Source organism: Rhodococcus sp. IEGM 1306, assembly GCF_036541985.1.
Lineage (GTDB): Bacteria > Actinomycetota > Actinomycetes > Mycobacteriales > Mycobacteriaceae > Rhodococcus_F > Rhodococcus_F qingshengii.
Genome location: NZ_JAZHFF010000008.1, coordinates 97,252 through 118,253 on the forward strand (window position 1 = coordinate 97,252; position 21,002 = coordinate 118,253).

Genomic DNA, 21,002 nt, shown 5'->3' on the forward strand with positions numbered 1-21,002 from the left:
GAATGCTCGGACGACGGTTGCCACAAATTACTGTGGCGACTGCGTCTCCGGAAAGAAAAGCGCCCGCGCCCGGCGAGCGACCTCTTCGGCAGGTACATCCTCGACCTTCGTGCATACTGCCCACCTGTGGCCGAACGGATCGAGAAACACTCCATGCCGGTCGCCCGAAAATGTATCGGCCACAGCCGTGACCAGCGTGCCTCCCTCGGCGACTGCCCGAGCGACAAACTCGTCCGTGTCCTCGGTGTAGACGACGATCGACGAATGCACCCAGCCGTCCTGCGGTGATTTGAGACCGAAGTCCGGCATCTCCTGCGAAAGCTGCAGCATCGAATCGCCGATCCGGATCTCCGCATGCATGAGGGAGCCGTCAGGTGCGTTCATCGCATCGACTATCTCAGCTCCAAGTGCTCGTTTGTAGTAGTCGAGTGCGGCATGGCCGTCCGGCACCGCAAGGTAGGGAGTGATCGTGCGGTAACCAGCAGGGATTGGGTTCACTGTGTTCATGTATACGAGTATTGGCGATCGCACACGTGTTCTATTGAACATTTCGGACTTCCTCCGCGCCTCCGTCTCGCACACGCGCCTATCCTGGAACGGTGCCTACCGACAACAGCCGCCTCGACGCCCTCCCCGAGCTCCTGGCCGGCCGTCGCCTGGCAGTTCTGACAGGCGCCGGCATCTCCACCGACTCCGGAATCCCGGACTACCGCGGCCCTGATTCGCCACCGCGCAATCCGATGACGTTCCAGCAGTTCATCGGCGATCCGGCGTTTCGGCGGCACTACTGGGCTCGCAACCACATCGGCTGGCGATACATGGACAGCTCCCGCCCCAACCAGGGCCACCGGGCCGTCGCGGCGCTGGAACGAACAGGGCGAGCCGTCGGCGTGATCACCCAGAACGTCGACCTCCTGCACACCAAGGCCGGCGCGCGAAACGTCATCGACCTCCACGGCACCTACGCGCAGGTTCGATGCCTGAGCTGCCAGCGGCTGATCTCCCGCACCACTCTCGCGGAGAGGCTGGAAGAAGCCAATCCCGGATTCGCCGAAACAGTCGCTGCTGCAACAGGAGTCGAAATCGCACCCGACGCAGATGCCGTGATCGAATCCACCGCACACTTTCGCGTCGTGGATTGCGCCGTGTGCGGTGGCTTACTCAAACCGGACATCGTCTACTTCGGCGAATCCGTCCCCAAGGAACGCGTCGCCCGTGCATACAGCCTTGTCGACCAATCCGACGCACTGTTGGTAGCCGGGTCGTCGTTGACCGTGATGTCCGGCCTACGTTTCGTCCGGCATGCCGCCAAGACCGGGAAGCCGATCGCCATCGTCAATCGAGGCACGACTCGCGGCGACGAATTCGCCGACCTCAAGCTCGAAGTCGGTTGCGCTGAAGCACTTTCCGCCCTCGTTGAGCACGAAAGCTACAGCGCCACCAAGTCGTCCGCGTGAACGACAGGACGCTGCATTTCGGCCGGCAGATCGGTGGTGGAGCGCCCCAGGATCTCCTCGATCTCCGCAGCGTCGAACGCAACGACACCCCGGGCGACGGGCTTCTCCCCCGGCCCCATCAGGGACACTACGTCGCCGGCGTGGAAGTCACCGGATACACCGACGATGCCAGCGGACAGAAGGCTTCGACGCTTGGACACGACCGCGCGGACGGCGCCTTCGTCGAGGTGGAGGTCACCCGATGTGTCAGCGGCGTGACGAACCCAGAATCGGCGGGCCGACAATCGCGTCGGCCGCGGCGCAAATGCCGTTCCGACATCGGCACCACTGAGTGCCTGCGCAGCGTCCGATGCTGCCGCGAGCAGAACCGGCACGCCGGAATCAGCGGCCAGGCGTGCTGCTGAGAGCTTCGACGCCATGCCTCCGGTACCGAGGGCGCCACCCGAACCGGCAACCACACCGTCGAGATCCTCGGGACTGTTGACCTCGGGAATCAGTGTGGCATCGCCCTTTCGGGGATCCCCGTCGTACAGTCCGTCCACATCCGACAACAGGATCAACGCGTCGGCGCCGACCAGATGAGCAACCAGAGCAGCCAGCCGATCGTTGTCACCGAATCGAAGTTCGGTGGTGGCAACGGTGTCGTTCTCGTTCACGATCGCCACCGCGTGCAATGCCCGTAGACGATCGAGTGTCCGTTGGGCGTTGCGGTGCTGCGTCCGTCGAGCGATGTCGTCAGCCGTGAGTAGAACCTGCCCGACGGTACGGCCGTAACGGGCGAACGACGTACCCCAGGCGTGAGCCAGAGCCAACTGACCGACGCTGGCCGCAGCCTGCTTGGTCGCGAGATCCCGCGGTCGCTTGGTCAGTCCCAGCGGCGCCAGTCCGGCGCCGACGGCACCGGACGAGACAACGACGACATCGGAACCCGCACGCATGCGAGCCTCGATGGCATCGGCCAACAGATCGAGTCGGTGAGTATCGAGTCCCGCCACCAGACTGGTGAGCGCAGACGACCCGATCTTCACGACGATACTGTGAGCCGACGCTATCGACTCCCTGGTGGACCCGAGCACAGTCCCGTTCCCTCTCTTCGGTTTTCGTCCTGAAATCGCGTGGGTCAGGCGTCTTCGTCGAGCAAGCCGCGGCGGACACGACGCGCGTGCTTGCGCTCGTCCGCGCCGATGCGCTCCACCTGATCGAGACGCGGGTCGGTTCCACGGCCCGTGCGGGTCAGATCGATACCGGCCGGCGTCATCGGCTCCCACTCGAAGCTGACGTCACCGATGGTGACGGAAGCTCCTGGCTGAGCGCCCTTCTTGACCAATGCGTCCTCGACGCCCAATCGAGCAAGACGGTCGGCGAGGTAACCAACGGCCTCGTCGTTGTCGAAGGCGGTCTGACGAATCCACCGCTCCGGGCGGGTGCCTCGGACGACGAACCCACCGGGAATATCGGGATCCTTCTCGATGGTGAAGCTGGAATCCTTGACCTTGACCGGGCGAATGACCTGGCGCTTCGGCTCGGGCTTCGGATGAGCTTCGCGGTAGTCGCGGACCATCTTCGCCAGCGCGAATGTCAACGGTCGCAATCCTTCTCGGCTCACCGCCGAGATGGTGAAGACCGGCCATCCGCGAGCTTCGATCTCAGGCGTGACCATTTCGGCCAATTCGGCGGCCTCGGGAACGTCGGTCTTGTTGAGGATGACGACGCGCGGGCGCTTGTCGAGGTCACCGAGTCCCGAATCGCCGGAGAGCGCAGGCGTGTACGCAGCCAGCTCTGCTTCCAAGGCGTCGATGTCGGAGATCGGGTCACGTCCCGGATCGAGGGTGGCGCAGTCGATCACGTGCGCCAATACGGCGCAGCGTTCGATGTGGCGCAGGAAGTCCAGGCCCAAACCGCGGCCTTCGCTTGCACCGGGGATCAGCCCGGGCACGTCGGCGACGGTGAAGGTGGTGTCGCCGCTCGAGACGACGCCGAGGTTGGGGACCAGAGTGGTGAAGGGGTAGTCGGCGATCTTCGGCTTGGCCGCAGAGAGAACGGACACCAGCGAAGACTTACCGGCGGAGGGGAATCCGAGCAGACCGACGTCGGCTACCGACTTGAGTTCGAGAACCAGGTCACGCTCGACACCGTCCTCACCGAGGAGTGCGAAACCGGGAGCTTTGCGGGCTTTCGAGGCGAGTGCTGCGTTGCCGAGTCCGCCGCGGCCGCCCTGAGCGGCGTCGAAGCGTGAACCGACTCCCACGAGGTCGGCAAGCACGTTGCCGTCGGTATCGAGAACCACAGTTCCATCCGGAACCTTGAGGATGAGGTCTTCACCGTTTGCACCCTCGCGGTTACTGCCGGCGCCCTGCTTGCCGTTGGTCGCCTTCGCGTTGGGATGGAAGTGAAAGTCGAGGAGGGTGTGGATGTTCTCGTCGACCACGAGGATGACGTCGCCACCGCGACCTCCGTTGGCACCGTCCGGACCGCCGAGCGGTTTGAACTTCTCGCGGTGTACGGAGGCGCAACCATTGCCGCCTTTTCCAGCGCTGACGTGCAGCACAACACGGTCAATGAATCGGGACATGACTGCCGGATCCTTCCTCAGTCAATTGCGGGTCTCACGCGATGAGCTGAACTTCTGGTGAGCAGGGTTGCTCGGGGCAAAACGGGTACTGCTTAAACAAACGATAGGGGCGGACCGGGTTATTTCAACCCTGGTCCGCCCCTATCGGGAGCTTGGAACGCGTCACTCTCTTACCGAAAGCAGAACCGGCTTACCGAAGTAGAACCGATGACGCACAACTAGCGAGAAAGACTAGACCTCAGCCGCAACAACGGCCGGAACGATGTTCACGGTCTTGCGTCCACGCTTCTGGCCGAACTCGACTGCGCCGGCAGCGAGAGCGAACAGGGTGTCGTCGCCGCCACGGCCGACGTTGACGCCGGGGTGGAAGTGCGTGCCGCGCTGGCGAACCAGGATTTCGCCTGCGCTGACCGACTGGCCGCCGAAGCGCTTCACGCCGAGGCGCTGGGCGTTTGAATCGCGACCGTTACGGGAGCTGGATGCACCCTTCTTATGTGCCATGCTATTGACCCTCCTCGGGTGAAATTAGCTAGAAAGAACTGGTTACTTGATGCCCGTGACCTTGAGCACCGTGATCGGCTGCCTGTGGCCCTGACGCTTGTGGTAACCGGTCTTGTTCTTGAACTTGTGGATGCGGATCTTCGGGCCCTTGGTGTGCTCGACGATCTCACTGGTGACTGCGACCTTGGCCAGCTTGGCCGCGTCGGTGGTCAGGTCGGATCCGTCGACCACGAGAACGGGAGCAAGCGAGACAGCAGTGCCGGGCTCACCCTCGATCTTCTCGACCTTGACGAGGTCACCAACAGCGACCTTGTACTGCTTTCCGCCGGTCTTGACGATCGCGTACGTTGCCATCGGAGGGCTACCCCTTGCTTCTTCGAACTTGCTCGCGCTGCTGCCTGAGGCTTCAAATGCATCGCGACTGGTCTGGTTTATGTCACCTCGGCTCGGCACTGACGTACCGGGACATTCACGCGCACTCTAGGCACACGGAATCTCTACCGCCGGGTGGCGACCCTCCAAGGTTACGGGAAAGCAACCGTCAGGGTCAAACCGCCCCGCCGAGGGGTGGTGCTTACTACTCTGTACTGCTTCTACCAGCTGAAACTTCGGATAACGGTTAGATGTCCTCGCTCATCGCGAAGTCATCCAACCGACCGAAAGCCAGTAGTTCTTACTCTCCGTCTACCGGAGGCCCTGCGGGACGTGCTGCTGCACGCCTGCGACGGGGTCGCTTGACGACGACAACTTCTTCCTCAGCCGGAGCTTCGGTGGCCGGAGCCGGAACGTTTTCCACGACCGCTTCTGTCACGGGTTCCGGAGTCGGAATCACGAAGACCGTGCCCACCTCGGGAGCTGCCTCGGCAACCGGTGCCGACGCTGCCCGCGACGCCCGGCGACTACGCCGACGACCGCGCGGAGCTGCTTCGGTCGAAGCTGCGGCCGACTCGTTGTCCACTGCGGATACTTCTTCCGCAGCAGAGTCCACAACAGGAACGTCATGGTGCTCAGCAGCAGCAGGAGTATCGATCGGCCGATCTTGTTGCCGATCGGCACTTTTGGATGCATCGTCCCCCGAAGACACACCGGCGGAATCAGACTCGGTCGAGTCGGCCGCGACGGTCTCGTCGTCGTCGTGGTGATGCGAGGCCATCGCCAATGCCACCGGATGAGCCCGCTTGACCGTCGCGTCGACGGCCGGAACCTCCGGCGCCGGAGCTTCCTGTCCGTTGGACTCGGTCGAAGCCGACTTGTCTCCGCGGCCACGCTTGTTCTTGCGCGAGGTACCGGAATCACTGCGCTGCGAGCCCGAACGCGATCCTCCGTCGTCCGAGGACTTCACCTCGACGGGCTCGGAATGGACGATGATGCCGCGGCCGTGGCAGTGCTCACAGGTGGTCGAGAAGGCCTCGACCAATCCGGTGCCCAACTTCTTGCGCGTCATCTGCACGAGCCCGAGTGACGTGACCTCCGACACCTGATGGCGCGTGCGATCGCGACCCAGGCATTCGGTGAGCCGACGCAGGACCAGGTCCCGGTTCGATTCGAGAACCATGTCGATGAAGTCGACGACGATCATTCCGCCGATGTCCCGCAGGCGCATCTGGCGAACGATCTCCTCGGCCGCTTCGAGGTTGTTACGGGTGACGGTCTCTTCGAGGTTTCCGCCGGCTCCGGTGAACTTGCCGGTGTTGACGTCGACGACGGTCATGGCCTCGGTGCGGTCGATCACCAGGGTGCCGCCGGACGGCAGCCACACCTTGCGATCGAGTGCCTTGGCCAACTGCTCGTCGATACGGCGAGCCGCGAAGACGTCGATACCGTTGTTCGGCGTGTACTTCTCGAGCCGCGGAAGCAGGTCGGGCGCAACGGAGTTGATGTAGTTCTCGACCGTCGTGTGCGCCTTCTCGCCCTCGATGACCAGCTTGGAGAAGTCCTCGTTGAACAGATCACGAATGACCTTGACCAGCATGTCAGGCTCTTCGTACAGCGCCTGCGGGTTGCCGGACTTACCGGTGTCCGCAGCCGCAGCCTGCTCCTCGATGCCGGCCCACTGAGCCTGCAGACGAGTCACGTCGCGCGCCAACTCTTCTTCGCTGACGCCCTCGGACGCCGTGCGAATGATCACGCCCGCGTCGGCGGGCACGATGTCGCGCAAGATTTCCTTGAGACGCTTGCGCTCGGTGTCCGGAAGCTTGCGGCTGATACCCGTGGACGTACCACCGGGCACGTAGACGAGGAAACGACCGGCAAGCGAAATCTGTGTCGTCAGTCGAGCACCCTTGTGGCCGACCGGATCCTTGCTGACCTGAACGAGCACCTGATCGCCAGGCTTGAGAGCCTGCTCGATCTTGCGCGAGTTGCCACCGAGACCGGCAGCCTCCCAGTTGACCTCACCGGCGTAGAGAACACCGTTGCGGCCACGTCCGATGTCGATGAACGCAGCTTCCATGCTGGGGAGCACGTTCTGGACACGTCCGAGGTACACGTTGCCGACCATCGACGCCGACGCCGAGTTGGTGACGAAGTGCTCGACCAGCACTCCGTCTTCGAGGACTGCTACCTGTGTAGTCGCATGCGGCTGACCGCTGTCTGCCCGATCGCGCACAACCATGACGCGATCGACGGCCTCACGACGCGCGAGGAACTCCGACTCGGTCAGGATCGGTGGGCGACGTCGGCCGGCGTCACGACCGTCGCGGCGACGCTGGCGCTTCGCTTCCAGACGTGTCGAACCACTGATGCCCTGGACCTCGTCCTTGACGCGGGTCTTGTTGCGCGGCTCGCGCTCGTGAACGACGGTGTTCGGCGGATCGTCCTCGGACGTCGCAGTCGCGTCGGTGGCGCCATCGGTGCCGGTCTTGCGACGACGACGACGACGGCGACGGCGGCTCGATCCGTCGGCATCGAGATCGGAATCGTCGGCATTCTCGGAATCCGCATCAGCGGTGGACTCGGACTTATCACCGGATTCTTCGCCGGCAGCGTCGTCGGTTTGCTTCTCGACTGCCGCAGGGGCAGATTCCTGCTCCGATTCGGTAGCGGTATCCGACTCTTCGTCCGAACCCTGCTCGCCACCCTGTTCACCGCGACCACGTCCACGTCCACGGCGTCCACGACGACGGCGACGCGGCTGATCGTCGTCCTCGTCCTCGGACTCGGCGCTCTCGCCCTCGGTTTGCGGTGCGGTCACAGCCGGCTCTTCGACGGCAGGAACTGCAACCGGCGCTGCCTCGGGAACGACGGTTTCGGCTTCCGCGGTTGTCTGCTTCTCTTCGACGACCGCCGGTGCAGCAGGCTCGCGGCGTGCGCGACGGCGACGCGGAGCTACCTCGGCGGCCTCGAGATCCGGCTGCAGGAACAGCGGGACCTGCGGCGCGGCAGGTGCCACCTCGGGCTGATGGGTCTGCGGCGCCTCGAAGGAAGTGAACAGATCGGACTGCTCGGCTTCCTTGCTCTGCAGCGCAGCAGCGGCGTCGAGTCCAGCGCTGATCTCGGCGACAGCCGGATCCACTGCTTCTTCTGCTGCAGGTTCTTCGACGACGACCTTTTTGCGAGTGCGACGAGCCCTGACAGGCTTCTCGGCCGGAGCCTCTGCAACAGGAGCAGCCTCCACGGGAGCTTCTGCAGCAGGCTCCTCGGCAACCGGCGCCTCGACAACCGGGTCGATGAGGGTGTCGAGCTCGGCGACGACGGGCTCGATGGCCTCGGCCGCGGAAGTCAACGAGGCATGAATCCGCTGAGCGACGTCACGGTGGAGACTCGACTGCGCGCTGCGCAATTCGGTACCGAGCGCTGCGGCTTCGGCAAGGACCTGCTTGCTGGTGACGCCGAGCAACTTCGCCAGCGCGTGTACGCGCATCTTGTCGGGAAATTCCGGGGTGGTGCTGGAATCTGATTCGGTTGGGGATTGATCGGCCACGTAAGTCTCCTCAGCCCCCGGGCGCGTCCAACCCAGAAGTCGAGTTGTCACGCGGCCACGCGGGAGCGTGCTGTGTGTACTCGCACTCAGAAGTGAGTACGAGATTGTAAGGTCTCGCTCCGCATGGTCCGCAATGCCCGTTATTCACTGCGAGCACATGAAGTGCCTGGCTGGATGGCCGTTGTCCTGTGCGCGAGCGCCTGATCATCCAGCGTGCAGAGGTCCAGGGATTTCCTGTTGACCTGGAGCAGCGATGAAAGGGCATCGAACCTAGGTGTCATCCGGTTGAACGTGCGTAAAACAAATTGCGGTTCAACTGAAAGCAGTATCCCACACCAACGCGCCTGCAACTGCAAAGGGCGCACCGATGTGGGATACGTGCCGAGAATTCGCTGTGGAGATGTGGGCCGAAGGCCCGTTCATGTGGGCCAGAGGCCCGATCGGAGATTCAGATGGACGACAGCGCGGGGAACCACAGAGCGATTTCACGCTCTGCCGACTCCACGGAGTCGCTGCCGTGAACGAGGTTCTGCTGCGCTTCGAGTCCGAAGTCGCCGCGGATCGTACCCGGAAGAGCCTTGTCGACCGGGTCGGTTCCGCCGGCCAACTGACGGAAAGCAGCGATGGCTCGGGGGCCTTCGAGCACTGCGGCCACCAGCGGACCGGAGGTGATGAACTCCAACAAGCTCGGGTAGAACGGACGCTCGGCGTGTTCTGCGTAGTGGCTACCAGCCACCTCTTCGGAAGCTACGCGGAGGTCGAGTGCTGCAATTGTCAGGCCTTTGCGCTCGATACGGCTGAGGATTTCTCCTACGTATCCACGGGCAACGGCGTCGGGCTTGATCAGTACGAGGGTGCGCTCAGTCACAGCGGACAGCCTAAATGGTCAGTCCCGCTGACCGGGAAGCAGGCCCTTGTCCATCCGGCGCTTGATGTCTCTCTGCAGGTAGACGAGGTATCCCCAGACGATCCCGAAGGTGATCGCCACACCGGCGATCGACGGGTGGACGAAGAAACCGAACAGAAGGATCACCTGCAGCGCGACGTTGAACCCCATCGCCCACGGCTTGCCCTGGATGCCCGCACCCAGAATCATCAGTACCGCCAACCCGATGATGAATCCCGCGGAGGCCGCGGTGAGGCCTCCGCCGACGACCGCGACAACCGGCAAAGCCAGCAGCACGACGATCGCCTCGAGGATCAGGGTTCCGGCCATCACTCCGCGGAAGCTTTTCCACGGGTCCTTGGTCGGCGGCCCGAACTCGCCGGCAGTGTCTCCGGGCTCGTGGTCTCCGGACTCGGGATTGGCATCTGACGGGGTACTCACGCGGGGTCCTTTCCGAACAGCGTGCGGGCGGCGCCTGCGGTCACGACGGATCCCGTCACCACCACACCCGCCCCTGATACGGCCTCACCGGGTTCGGCGACCTGCTCGGCGATTTCGATCGCGACTTCCAAGGCGTCGGCAAGCACCGGCGCAACGACGACGCGCTCGTCGCCGAACTTCGCGACGGCGATGTTCGCCAGTTCTTCGACGTCCATCGCCCGGGGTGACCCGTTGTGGGTGACGACGATCTCGTCGAAGACGGATTCGAATGCAGTCAAGATGGCGTCGACGTCCTTGTCCGCCATGACGCTGACCACTCCCACGAGCTTGCGGAAGTCGAACTCGGCGGCCAGTGCGGCCGCGAGAGCGCGGGCACCGTCTGGATTGTGGGCGGCGTCGAGAAAGACCGTCGGCGCACTCCGAACACGTTCGAGGCGACCAGGATTGACGATCGAGGCGAACCCGTTGCGGATTGCATCCTGATCCAGTTGTCGATCCGGACCGGCACCGAAGAACGCTTCTACGGCAGCGAGCGCGAGCGCGGCGTTGCGCGCCTGATGCTCACCGTGAAGGGGGAGGAAGATGTCGGTGTACACACCGCTCAAGCCTTGAAGTTCGAGCTGCTGTCCGCCTACCGCGATCTGGCGAGCAAGCACCTTGAACTCCGAGCCTTCACGAGCGACCGCGGCCTCCACCTCGACAGCACGCCGCAGCAATACCTCCATGACTTCGGGAGTCTGCTCGGCGATGATCGCGACGGTGTCCACCGGAACCAGGTCCTCGCGGCCCTTCTTGATGATCCCGGCCTTCTCCTCCGCGATCCCGGCCAGGTCGGTGCCCAGGTACTCGGCGTGATCGAGGCTGATCGGGGTGATCACCGCAACCTGCCCGTCGATCACGTTGGTGGCGTCCCAGCGTCCGCCGAGGCCGACCTCGACCACGGCGACGTCGACCGGCGCCTCCGCGAAGGCCGCATAGGCCATGGCGGTGAGCACTTCGAACTTGCTCATCGCCGGTCCCCCGGCTTCCTCCGACTGTGCGTCGATCATCTGCACGTACGGCTCGATCTCGCGGAACGTGTCCACGTAGAGCCGCGGTGAGATCGGATGACCGTCGATGCTGATCCGCTCGGTCGCGATCTGCAGATGAGGGCTGGTGGTTCGCCCGGTGCGACGATGCAGAGCCGTCATCAACGAATCGATCATGCGCGTCACCGACGTCTTACCGTTGGTTCCCGTGACGTGCACCGACGGATAGTTGTGCTGAGGCGAGCCCAGGACATCCATGAGCGCCTCGATACGAGTCAGTGACGGCTCGATCTTGGTCTCGGGCCAACGCTTGTCGAGTTCTGCTTCCACCAGCGCCAGTTCGGCGATGTCGACCGGAGTCGGAACCGAACTCTGAGCGTCGAATTGGGACGGCTCGTACGAACTCACTTGTCGGCCAGCTCCTTCAGACGTCCCGTGATGCGCTCGATCTCTTCGACGGCGATCTGGCGACGTGTCTTGATCTTGTCGACGACGACGTCGGGCGCCTTCGCCAGGAAGGCCTCGTTCGCCAGCTTGTTGTCAGCGGTGACGAGCTCCTTCTGCGCTGCCGCGAGGTCCTTTTCGAGCCGCTTCTTCTCCGCGCCGAGGTCGATGGTGCCCGAGGTGTCGATGTCGACAGTGACGGTGCCCTGGCTCAGGCGCACCTCGACGGAGATCGACGCGGTGAATCCCTCTTCGGGTTCGGTCAGCTTGGCCAGCGCCGCCACGTAGGCGAACTGGCCGTCCATGCCGGCCTCCGATAGCCCGGACGCACGAGCCGGGACCTTCTGGGAAGGCTTGAGTCCCTGATCGTTTCGGAATCGTCGCACCTCGGTGATCAGCTTCTGCGTGTCTTCGATCCTGGTTGCGGCCTGGGCGTCGACTGCCTCACCGGACAACGTGGGCCATTCGGTGACGACGACGGACTCGCCGCCGGTGAGCACCTTCCACAGGGTTTCGGTCACGAACGGAATGACCGGGTGCAGTAGGCGGAGCAGTGCATCGAGAACGTTGCCGAGCACGGCGCGGGTGTTCGCGGCGACGGCCTCGTCGGCGGCGAACTGCACCTTGGCGAGTTCGAGGTACCAGTCACAGACCTCGTCCCACGCGAAGTGGAACAGGCCTTCGCACGCCTTGCTGAACTCGTAGCGATCGAATGCGGCGTCCGCCTCGGCCTGGACCGTGTCGAGACGGTCGAGGATCCAACGATCGGCGTCGGTCAGTTCGCTTCGAGCGGGCAACGGCGCGGGAGCAGCGCCGTTCATCAGAGCGAACTTGGTCGCGTTGAACAACTTGGTCGCGAAGTTGCGCGAGGACTGCGCCGAATCCTCACCGACGGACAGGTCGCTGCCCGGGTTGGCGCCGCGTGCAAGTGTGAATCGCAGGGCGTCGGCGCCGAAACGATCGACCCAGTCGAGTGGGTCGATACCGTTGCCGCGAGACTTCGACATCTTCTTGCCGTACTGATCGCGGACCAGTCCGTGCAGGAACACGTCCTTGAACGGCATCTGCGCGCCGGACTTACCCGGACCGGCGGTGATCGACTCGTCCTCGGACACGTAGGTGCCGAACATCATCATGCGGGCGACCCAGAAGAACAGGATGTCGTAGCCGGTGACGAGAACGCTGGTGGGATAGAACTTTTCGAGTTCGGGCGTATTGTCCGGCCAGCCCATCGTCGAGAAGGGCCACAGTCCGGAGGAGAACCAGGTATCGAGGACGTCGGGATCCTGGACCCAGCCTTCCGGCGCCGTTTCGTCAGGACCGAAGCACGCAACTTCACCCTCGGGGCCGTACCAGACCGGAATGCGGTGACCCCACCAGAGCTGACGGGAAATGCACCAGTCATGCATGTTGTCGACCCAGTCGAACCAGCGTGGCTCCTGGCTCGCCGGGTGAATGACGGTGTCCCCGTTGCGAACCGCGTCACCCGCAGCCTTGGCGAGCGTCTCGACCTTGACCCACCACTGCAACGAGAGACGAGGCTCGATGGCCTCGCCACTGCGCTCGGAGTGCCCGACGCTGTGCAGGTACGGGCGCTTCTCGGCGACGACGCGTCCCTGCTCGGCGAGAGCTTCGCGAACCTTGACGCGAGCCTCGAAGCGGTCCATTCCGTCGAATTCGGTTCCGGTGTCGGCAATCTTGCCGGTCTTGTCCATGATGGTGGGCATCGGCAGGTTGTGCCGCAGGCCCATCTCGAAGTCGTTGGGATCGTGAGCCGGCGTGATCTTCACAGCGCCGGTTCCGAACTCGGGGTCGACGTAGTCGTCGGCGATGATCGGGATCTGACGCCCGGTGAACGGATGATCGAGAGTGGTGCCGATGAGGTGCTTGTAGCGCTCGTCCTCGGGATGGACCGCTACTGCGGTGTCACCGAGCATTGTCTCGACGCGAGTGGTCGCGACGATGACGTGCGGCTCGTTGTCGTCGAGCGAGCCGTAGCGCAGGGAAACCAGCTCACCCTCGACGTCCTCGAACTTCACCTCGATGTCGGAGATCGCGGTCTGCAGCACCGGCGACCAGTTCACGAGACGCTCGGCGCGGTAGATCAGGCCCTCGTCGAACATGCGTTTGAAGACTGTCTGGACTGCGCGGGAGAGGCCCTCGTCCATCGTGAAACGATCACGACTCCAGTCGACGCCGTCACCGATGCGCCGCATCTGGCCACCGATGGTTCCACCGGATTCGCGCTTCCAGTCCCAGACCTTGTCGATGAACAGCTCGCGGCCGAAATCTTCCTTGGTCTTTCCGTCGGCAGCGAGTTGCTTCTCGACGACGGACTGCGTGGCGATACCGGCGTGGTCCATGCCTGGCAGCCACAGCACCTCGTAGCCCTGCATCCGCTTGCGACGGCTGAGCACGTCCATGAGGGTGTGATCCAGGGCATGGCCCATGTGCAGGCTGCCGGTGACGTTCGGGGGCGGCAGCACGATGGAGTAGCCGGGCTTGTCGCTGGTCGCGTCGGCCTGGAAGTACCCGGCGTCTACCCAGCCTTGATACAGATCGGCCTCTACCGCGCTGGGGTCCCAGCTCTTGGGTAGGGCGTCGGCGGGGGTCTGGGGGTTCTCTGGAGCTGCACTGGTCACCACTTGATCCTAATGACTCCCCCGTCGTGAACGAATTCGCCCGTCGGCCGCCGCAGCGCACACGAACGACTGCCCCGCAGTCCGGGGTCAGCCGAACAAACGATATTCACCGATCCGCTCCGCTGACAGGATCGCTCTGAAGGACGACCGACCAACGACCTGTGGAGCAAATATGTTGAACAACTGGAGTTCTCGCCGTCCCGGCGTTCGAACCTTGGCGGCGGCCGCGACGATCGGAGCGGCGGTTGCCCTCGTGCTTCCGGCGACTGCGTCTGCTGCCCCCGGCATCGAAGAAAGTGTGCAAGGAAGCATCGACAGTGGCAGCGCCACGATCAACGGAAGCGTCGGCGATATCGGGAACGACATCGCAAACGGCATCGCCAGCGGCAGCGTGGGTGACATCGTCGGCGGGATCGCCACTGGGAACCTCAACGACGTCCTCGGCGGCCTGAACGCCGGCTCGACCAGCGCGATGGACATCGTCAACGGCCTGGCCAGTGGCAACGTCAGGGACATTCTCAGTGGCCTGGCCAGCGGCAGCGGCGGCGGCGGATCATTTGCGCCCACGCAGCGCTGCGACGCCTCGACCGTCTCGGGCGGCGCAGGAATCACCAGCACCAAGCACGAACTCGGCCGCGGTGGCCCGACCTCGTTCGTGCTCGGCTACGAGACCGAAAACGTCCCGGACCTGATCGAGGTGTACTACGAAGGTCGGTTGATCCACAGCACCGGATACATCGGCGACAACATCAACGAGGGAACTGGTTCAGCTGTCGTCAACGTGCCCGCCGGTGGGGCGTCGTCCGTTCTGGTTCGCGTCACGGGCCCTGACCACACCGAGTGGTCGTACACCGTTCGTTGCCCCGGCGCCTGATTCCGGTCCGGATCCACGCGAAGACGCTCGTGCCTCGTTCGGTGTTTCATCCGAACGAGGCACGCGCGGGTTCAGCCCAGAATCTCCGGTAGCGCGACATCTTCGCCGAGAACGTGCTCGGAGAGGAACGCGGTGACCACCTCGTACCAGATCTTGGTGTGCTGCGGCTTGAGCACCCAATGATTCTCGTCGGGGAAGTAGAGGAAGCGATGGTCCGTTTTCCCGTCGTCGTCGGCGGGCAGACCTGACTCGGCAAGCAGTTCGTACCAGAGTCGCAAGCCCTCACCGATCGGAACCCGGTAGTCCTTGTCGCCATGGATGACCAGCATCGGAGTCGTGATGTCCGCGACGTACAGATGCGGCGAATTCTCGACGGCCATCTCAGGCGACATCTCGCGCTGCCAGTACCAGGCAGCGTCCGTCGTCGGGCCGAATTGATCGAGTGCCCACAGACTCGCGTGGGTGACGATGGCGTCGAAACGGTTGGTATGTCCGGCAATCCAGTTGGCCATGTAACCACCGAACGAACCACCCATCGCGCCTGTTCGCTTGGGGTCGATCTCGGGCTGGGCGACAGCAGCATCGGTGATCGCCATCAGATCGGTGAAGGGCGCCTTGCCCCACTGACCCCACCCCCGCTGGACGAAGTCCTGGCCGTATCCGGTCGAGAGCGCGGGATCTGGTAGCAGTACTGCATAGCCCTTGGCGACGAGCAGCCACGGATTCCACCGCCAGGACCAGGTGTTCCACGAACCGAGTGGGCCGCCGTGGACCCAGAGAAGCAATGGCACCGGTGCATGCGGCGCGGCGCCCGTCGGCAGCGCCAACCAGCTACGCACCGTCGAACCGTCCTCGGCACGCGCGGTGATCTCGGTCAGTGTTCCCGGCAGCTCCGGCAAAGTGTCGGGCCCACGAAGTGCGGTGATCTCACCTGATCGCAGATCGACCCGCACCACGTGCGGGGGCGCTTCGTACGAGGCTCGCAACGCGTAGATCGACTCACCGTCCGGCGCCACTCGAACGTCGGTGTACGCCGCGTCGTCGGCTGTCAGGCGCACTGGTTGGCCCCACAGGTCGATGGTGAAGATCGGACCGCGGCCGCCGTCGTCAGCGGTGACGACCAGCCCGGATCCGTCGGGTAGCCAGGCAAGTGAGGTAGGCCAGCGATCCCAGCCGTCGGCGACGCCGGTCACGGCACCGGATCCGAAGTCGTAGAGCTGCAGAGTCATTCGTGGTGCGGACTCCGGTGTGGTGAGTGTCTCCCGGATGAACGCGAGCTTGGTTCCGTCCGGCGAGAGCACCGGGTTGTAGACGTCCGCGTCGGCCTCGTCGACAAGCGTGACTCGGTCACCGGTCACCGTGTCGATCCGAACCAACGTCGATCGGCGGGCGGCACTCGCATCGCCGACAGTCCACGTGGTCACGACGAAGAGACCGTCGTCGGAAATCGTGGTCGACGTCTCCCGCAGCGCTGCGCCTGCCGTCGGTGTGATGTCCCGCAACTCGACGGATTCCTTCGAATCCGTCTCGGCCACAACCAGATGCGGATGATCGGGGCCCAGGTCGTGGTCCCAGTGGCGCACCGGATAACCGGTGTGCAGCATCGCCGTGACTTTCTTGTCCTTGCGCGCCGATCGCACCTGATCGTCCTGGTCGAGGCTGATCGCCGAAGCCATGACCGACGTCTGGGCCACGAACGTCGGCGCCGCCTTCGCCGCTGATACCGACGAGACACCACCGGGACGCGAGATCAGCAGCTGAGCTTCTCCGCCCGCCGCTGGTAGGCGCCAGAGTGCTGGTTGCGGATCACTCTCGCCCGGCACGGCTCGCGTGGCAGTGAAGAGCACGTCGCCGTCGAACGCGAAGGCAGCACCGGACTCGCTGGTCGAACCCCAGGTCAACCGACGCGCAGGACGCCGGCCTTCCGGGTCGATCTCCCACAACGAGGACACGTATTCGGCGCTCTTGTCGTCGAGAACGGCGCGCGCGCAGATCAGCAGCGAGCCGTCAGGTGACAACACCAGGCCGGACAACCTGGCCAGAGCGATGTAGTCGTCGAGTTCGTCGAACGGTGTGCCTGCGTGGAGCTCGGGAATCTGGGTCACCACTAGTTCGTATCACGCGCCCCGCGGTTGACGCATCATTGCGTAGATCGTCGGCCCGCCGCCTGGCATGACGATGTCACGGGTCACTTCGAAACCGAAGCGGTTGTAGTACGGGATGTTCGATTCCTTGCTGCTCTCGAGGTAAGCGTCGACATGTTGACGGTCACAACGCTCCAACCGAGAGTTCAGCAGCGCTTTGCCGTATCCCCCACCGCGCGCCGCGCTGCCGGTCCCGACGGTCGCGAGATACCAGTGCGGCGAATTCGGGTGTGCTCCTTCGAGAACGGAGCTGACCTCGGCCGCGTGTCGTAGGCCCCTGCCGAAGACACGCACCATTGCGGGCAGGCTCACGAGCCCGGAAATCCACGACTGCTTCCACCGCCCCGGCGGATCCCACAGAGTTGCCCCGCCGATCAGGCCGTTGTCGTCGGTGGCCACCTCGACGCCGCCCCCGGCGAGGTGGTGGTAACGAGCTTCTGCGGCAAACAGTTTCGTCAGGCGATCAGCCCTGGTGGCCTCGTCCGGCAACATCCACGCCATCAAGGGATCATCTTCGAACGCCTCGGCCAACACTGCCGACAGTGCCGGAATATCGGATCGGACAGCCGGCCGTACGTGTACACCCATGAGGCGAGAGTACCGCCGACTGTCCGAATCACTGGACTTTGAACAGCGCTGTCCTTGAACCGATCAGACGAGCAAGCCCGCAATCCGCGGCGGAATCTGTTCGAGCGCGTACGGCAAGCTCAGTACGGTGCTCCACGTCATGGCTTCGGCAGCAGCGTCTTCCAGAATGATCGCGCGGCCGTCCTTCACGACGTCGAGTTCCTGGTAGATCGGGGTCTTGTCCAGCTCCGCGCGAAGCTTGTCGCCGTAGCCGCCACCGGCGTACCAGACGAGTACGTCGACGTCCGCGAGCGAGAGTTGCTCGGTGCTGATCTCGGCGAAGTTACCCGTGATCTGATCGGTGACAGGCGGATTCACGAATCCGAGTTCGGTGAAGAACCGCACCTTCGGGTCTTCCGGTCCGTAGACCCCGAACTGCCCCGGCCCCTTCAACGCGCCGACCAGAACGGTCTTGCCGGCAAACGCCGGATTGGCCGTCTTCACGTCGGCGAACTTCTGGTCGACGCCGGCGATCAGCTCGGTGGCCTTACCCTGCTGCCCCAACGCTTCGCCGATGATGGTCGTCTGGTTCTGCCAGGGGATTCCGTAATCCGCGAACTCCTTGGGCTGCGCCACCGTCGGCGCAATGGCACTGAGTTTGTCGTATTGCGCCTGAGTGAGCCCGGAGTAGGTGCCGACAATGAGGTCGGGTGTCGTGGCAGCGACCTTCTCCATCTGAATGGTGGTGCCCGCAGTTCCGATGATCTCGGGAGTCGCCCCGTTCAGCAGCGGCTGCGCCCAGGGCCACACTCCGTAGGGGTAATCGCCGTACCAGTCGAAGGTTCCGACCAAGGTCCCACCGAGCGCCAGGATCGCATCTTGATCGTTGTATCCGACACTGACGATCCGCTGCGGATCCTTGGGCAACTCCGTAGCCCCGAACTTGTGGGTGATCGATTCCGCAGAGTCACCGCTGGGAGGTGTGTCCTCGTCGTTCGAACTGGAGCAGGCTGCGGCGAATGCCAGCAACGCTCCCGACGTGCCGATCAGAAATCCGCGCCGGGTCAGCCGACCTGCGTCCGTTCGATCCATGTTCCTACCCCTTAAAGTCTGCTGGTTCGGTAGGTAAGGCTAGCCGATGAAAGCTTCATTCCGGCTAGTTCGACCGGCCCATTCGATGGCAGTACCGCGCCGTTCGGGCCACTATGGAGACATGACGCGCCAGGGCCCCTCGAAGGACATCGACGAATCGGATCTCGAAGTCACGCACCCCAAGGACTACGCCGCCGGAGTTCCGGCCGTTCTGGTGTCGCTGCAACGAGGAATCGAGCAGATGGGAGCCTTGCGGACCGCCCGAACGCTCACCAGACTCAACCAGCGACACGGCTTCGACTGCCCGGGGTGTGCGTGGCCGGAGACTCCCGGACATCGCAAGCCCGCCGAATTCTGCGAGAACGGAGCGAAGGCTGTTGCCGAGGAAGCAACGCTTCGCACCGTCACACCCGAATTCTTCGCGGAGCACTCGATCGCCGATCTCGAAGGCAAGACCGACTACTGGCTCGGACAGCAGGGGCGACTGACGCACCCGATGGTCCTGACGCCGGGAGCAACCCATTACCGGCCGATCGACTGGGACGGCGCGTACGCACTGATCGCCGAACATCTGAACGGCCTCGCATCGCCGGACGAAGCGGTGTTCTACACCTCCGGTCGCACGTCCAACGAAGCCGCGTTTCTCTACCAGTTGATGATTCGCAGCTACGGCACCAACAACATGCCCGACTGTTCCAACATGTGTCACGAGTCGTCCGGAAGCGCACTGACCGAATCCATCGGCATCGGCAAAGGCTCGGTGACGGTTCCCGACCTCGAGAACGCCGATCTCATCCTCATCGCCGGACAGAACCCCGGCACCAACCACCCTCGAATGCTCTCGACGCTGGAGAAGGCAAAGAGCAACGGCGCCAAGATCATTGCCATCAATCCTCTACCCGAGGCGGGATTGCGCAGGTTCAAGGATCCACAGAAGGTGTCCGGCGTGATCGGGCACGGAGTCGACATCGCGGACGAGTTCCTGCAGATCCGGCTGGGCGGCGACATGGCGCTGTTCCAAGGCCTGGGGAAGCTGCTGCTCGAGCAGGAAGATCGCGCTCCCGGGACGGTCGTCGACCGCGCTTTCGTCGACCGGTACTGCGCCGGTTGGGACGAATACGAGAAGCACATCCGCGCGGTCGATCTCGACACGGTACTCGAGGCAACGGGTCTGTCGATGGCACAGCTCGAGGAAACGGCTGCCGCACTTGCCCGATCCGAGCGAACCGTCACCTGCTGGGCCATGGGGATCACTCAGCACACACACGGAGTCGCCACCATCGAAGAAGCAGTCAACCTGCTGCTCATGCGTGGAATGATGGGCAAACCCGGTGCCGGCGTTTGTCCGGTGCGAGGACACTCCAATGTCCAGGGTGACCGCACGATGGGCATCTGGGAAAAGATGCCGGAAGAGTTCCTGGCCGCGCTCGATACCGAGTTCTCGATCTCGAGTCCCCGCAAGCACGGATGGGACACCGTCGACGCGATCCGCGCCATGAACGCAGGCAAGGCAAGCTTCTTCATGGCGATGGGCGGCAACTTCATCCAGGCAAGCCCGGACACCGCAGCGACTGAAACAGCGTTGCGTCAATGCGAACTCACCGTGCAGGTGTCCACCAAGCTGAACCGCAGTCACGTGGTCCACGGGCAGACCGCGATCATCCTCCCCACCCTCGGACGCACCGACCTCGACGTCCAAGCCGGCGGAAAGCAGCTTGTCTCCGTGGAGGATTCGATGTCCATGGTGCACCTGTCGCGCGGACGCCTCACACCGGTCAGCCCCTACCTGCGTAGCGAAGTCGCCATCATCTGCCAACTCGCCCGCGAACTACTCGGCAACGATCACTCCGTCCGCTGGTCGGCCTTCGAGGGCAACTACGATCTGATCCGCGATTCCATCTCACGGGTAGTGCCAGGCTGCGAAAACTACAACTCCCGCGTTCGAGAGCCAGACGGATTCCAACTCCCCCACCCGCCGCGTGACTCGCGTGAGTTCCGCACGCACACCGGCAAAGCCAACTTCGGCGTGAACGACCTGCACTGGATACCCACTCCGAGTGGGCGCCTGATTCTGCAGACGATGCGCAGCCACGACCAGTACAACACCACGATCTACGGCCTCGACGACAGATACCGCGGCATCAAGGGCGGACGCAAAGTCATCCTCGTCAACGCCGAAGACATCACCGCGCTCGGATTCCGTGACGGCGATCTCGTCGACATCGTGTCCGAGTGGACAACACCCGACGGCACACTCGAAGAGCGTCGGGTCACGGAATTCCGCATCGTCTCCTACGACACCCCGCGCGGCAATGCTGCGGCGTACTACCCCGAGACAAATCCGCTCGTTCCCCTCGAACACGTTGCAGCCAAGTCGAACACGCCGGTGTCGAAGGCCGTCACCGTTCGACTCGAAGCATCGGGCGCCTGAG

General features: G+C 63.8%; 16 protein-coding genes. 3 read left to right on the forward strand and 13 right to left on the reverse strand.

Annotated features, from left to right (window positions below):
- Positions 1 to 27: 27 nt before the first annotated feature.
- Complete coding sequence (locus V3587_RS22520; RefSeq protein ID WP_317829761.1) at positions 28 to 549, reverse strand: VOC family protein; 522 nt, start codon at positions 547 to 549, stop codon at positions 28 to 30.
- Positions 550 to 599: 50 nt separating this feature from the next.
- On the opposite strand from V3587_RS22520, the gene V3587_RS22525 reads away from it, so the two are divergent.
- Positions 600 to 1,457, forward strand: coding sequence for an NAD-dependent protein deacetylase (locus tag V3587_RS22525; RefSeq protein ID WP_042450219.1), 858 nt, complete (start codon positions 600 to 602; stop codon positions 1,455 to 1,457).
- On the opposite strand, the gene proB is transcribed toward V3587_RS22525, so the two are convergent.
- The 9 genes from proB to V3587_RS22570 form a co-directional block, all read right to left on the reverse strand.
- Positions 1,430 to 2,533: a glutamate 5-kinase gene (proB, locus tag V3587_RS22530; protein ID WP_204855923.1), complete on the reverse strand. Its 1,104-nt coding sequence runs from the start codon at positions 2,531 to 2,533 to the stop codon at positions 1,430 to 1,432. The two genes, V3587_RS22525 and proB, sit on opposite strands and share 28 nt — an antisense overlap.
- Positions 2,534 to 2,577: 44 nt before the next feature.
- The gene (gene obgE / locus V3587_RS22535) at positions 2,578 to 4,029 is read right to left on the reverse strand and encodes a GTPase ObgE (RefSeq protein ID WP_003944579.1); all 1,452 of its coding nucleotides are present in this window, start codon (positions 4,027 to 4,029) and stop codon (positions 2,578 to 2,580) included.
- Between the two features lie 231 nt (positions 4,030 to 4,260).
- On the reverse strand, positions 4,261 to 4,530 hold the full coding sequence (gene rpmA / locus V3587_RS22540; RefSeq protein ID WP_003944532.1) for a 50S ribosomal protein L27: 270 nt from the start codon (positions 4,528 to 4,530) through the stop codon (positions 4,261 to 4,263).
- A gap of 42 nt (positions 4,531 to 4,572) precedes the next feature.
- Complete coding sequence (gene rplU / locus V3587_RS22545; protein ID WP_003944533.1) at positions 4,573 to 4,884, reverse strand: 50S ribosomal protein L21; 312 nt, start codon at positions 4,882 to 4,884, stop codon at positions 4,573 to 4,575.
- A 319-nt stretch (positions 4,885 to 5,203) separates the two neighbouring features.
- Positions 5,204 to 8,452: a translation initiation factor IF-2 N-terminal domain-containing protein gene (locus tag V3587_RS22550; protein ID WP_283377252.1), complete on the reverse strand. Its 3,249-nt coding sequence runs from the start codon at positions 8,450 to 8,452 to the stop codon at positions 5,204 to 5,206.
- 448 nt (positions 8,453 to 8,900) lie between these two features.
- Entirely contained in the window at positions 8,901 to 9,320 is a 420-nt protein-coding gene (ndk, locus tag V3587_RS22555; RefSeq protein WP_003944527.1) for a nucleoside-diphosphate kinase, read from the reverse strand.
- A gap of 18 nt (positions 9,321 to 9,338) precedes the next feature.
- A complete protein-coding gene (locus V3587_RS22560; protein ID WP_003944448.1) occupies positions 9,339 to 9,779 on the reverse strand; it encodes a DUF4233 domain-containing protein in 441 nt (146 codons plus the stop codon).
- Positions 9,776 to 11,215, reverse strand: coding sequence for a bifunctional tetrahydrofolate synthase/dihydrofolate synthase (gene folC, locus V3587_RS22565; protein ID WP_003944455.1), 1,440 nt, complete (start codon positions 11,213 to 11,215; stop codon positions 9,776 to 9,778). The genes V3587_RS22560 and folC overlap by 4 nt, the downstream gene beginning before the upstream one ends.
- The gene (locus V3587_RS22570; RefSeq protein WP_283377253.1) at positions 11,212 to 13,893 is read right to left on the reverse strand and encodes a valine--tRNA ligase; all 2,682 of its coding nucleotides are present in this window, start codon (positions 13,891 to 13,893) and stop codon (positions 11,212 to 11,214) included. The genes folC and V3587_RS22570 overlap by 4 nt, the downstream gene beginning before the upstream one ends.
- Before the next feature lie 172 nt (positions 13,894 to 14,065).
- Here V3587_RS22570 and V3587_RS22575 point away from each other — a divergent pair, with 172 nt between their 5' ends.
- A complete protein-coding gene (locus V3587_RS22575) occupies positions 14,066 to 14,767 on the forward strand; it encodes a hypothetical protein (RefSeq protein ID WP_007730988.1) in 702 nt (233 codons plus the stop codon).
- Between the two features lie 71 nt (positions 14,768 to 14,838).
- Here V3587_RS22575 and V3587_RS22580 read toward each other — a convergent pair whose 3' ends face one another.
- The 3 genes from V3587_RS22580 to V3587_RS22590 all read right to left on the reverse strand — a co-directional run bounded on the left by V3587_RS22580 (position 14,839) and on the right by V3587_RS22590 (position 18,570).
- Positions 14,839 to 16,872, reverse strand: a complete 2,034-nt coding sequence (locus V3587_RS22580) for a S9 family peptidase (protein WP_030536637.1) — start codon at positions 16,870 to 16,872, stop codon at positions 14,839 to 14,841.
- A gap of 12 nt (positions 16,873 to 16,884) precedes the next feature.
- Positions 16,885 to 17,499, reverse strand: coding sequence for a GNAT family N-acetyltransferase (locus V3587_RS22585; protein WP_042450225.1), 615 nt, complete (start codon positions 17,497 to 17,499; stop codon positions 16,885 to 16,887).
- Between the two features lie 63 nt (positions 17,500 to 17,562).
- Complete coding sequence (locus V3587_RS22590; RefSeq protein ID WP_030536639.1) at positions 17,563 to 18,570, reverse strand: iron-siderophore ABC transporter substrate-binding protein; 1,008 nt, start codon at positions 18,568 to 18,570, stop codon at positions 17,563 to 17,565.
- Positions 18,571 to 18,691: 121 nt separating this feature from the next.
- Here V3587_RS22590 and V3587_RS22595 point away from each other — a divergent pair, with 121 nt between their 5' ends.
- A complete protein-coding gene (locus tag V3587_RS22595) occupies positions 18,692 to 21,001 on the forward strand; it encodes an FdhF/YdeP family oxidoreductase (RefSeq protein ID WP_030536640.1) in 2,310 nt (769 codons plus the stop codon).
- Position 21,002: the final 1 nt, after the last annotated feature.

Excerpts from the sequence above, each read along its gene's own strand:
- V3587_RS22520 (WP_317829761.1), bottom strand. The coding sequence starts at position 549 with ATGTTCAATAGAACACGTGTGCGATCGCCAATACTCGTATACATGAAC.
- obgE (WP_003944579.1), bottom strand. The coding sequence starts at position 4,029 with ATGTCCCGATTCATTGACCGTGTTGTGCTGCACGTCAGCGCTGGAAAA.
- rpmA (WP_003944532.1), bottom strand. The coding sequence starts at position 4,530 with ATGGCACATAAGAAGGGTGCATCCAGCTCCCGTAACGGTCGCGATTCA.
- rplU (WP_003944533.1), bottom strand. The coding sequence starts at position 4,884 with ATGGCAACGTACGCGATCGTCAAGACCGGCGGAAAGCAGTACAAGGTC.
- V3587_RS22575 (WP_007730988.1), top strand. The coding sequence starts at position 14,066 with ATGTTGAACAACTGGAGTTCTCGCCGTCCCGGCGTTCGAACCTTGGCG.
- V3587_RS22585 (WP_042450225.1), bottom strand. The coding sequence starts at position 17,499 with ATGGGTGTACACGTACGGCCGGCTGTCCGATCCGATATTCCGGCACTG.
- V3587_RS22590 (WP_030536639.1), bottom strand. The coding sequence starts at position 18,570 with ATGGATCGAACGGACGCAGGTCGGCTGACCCGGCGCGGATTTCTGATC.
- V3587_RS22595 (WP_030536640.1), top strand. The coding sequence starts at position 18,692 with ATGACGCGCCAGGGCCCCTCGAAGGACATCGACGAATCGGATCTCGAA.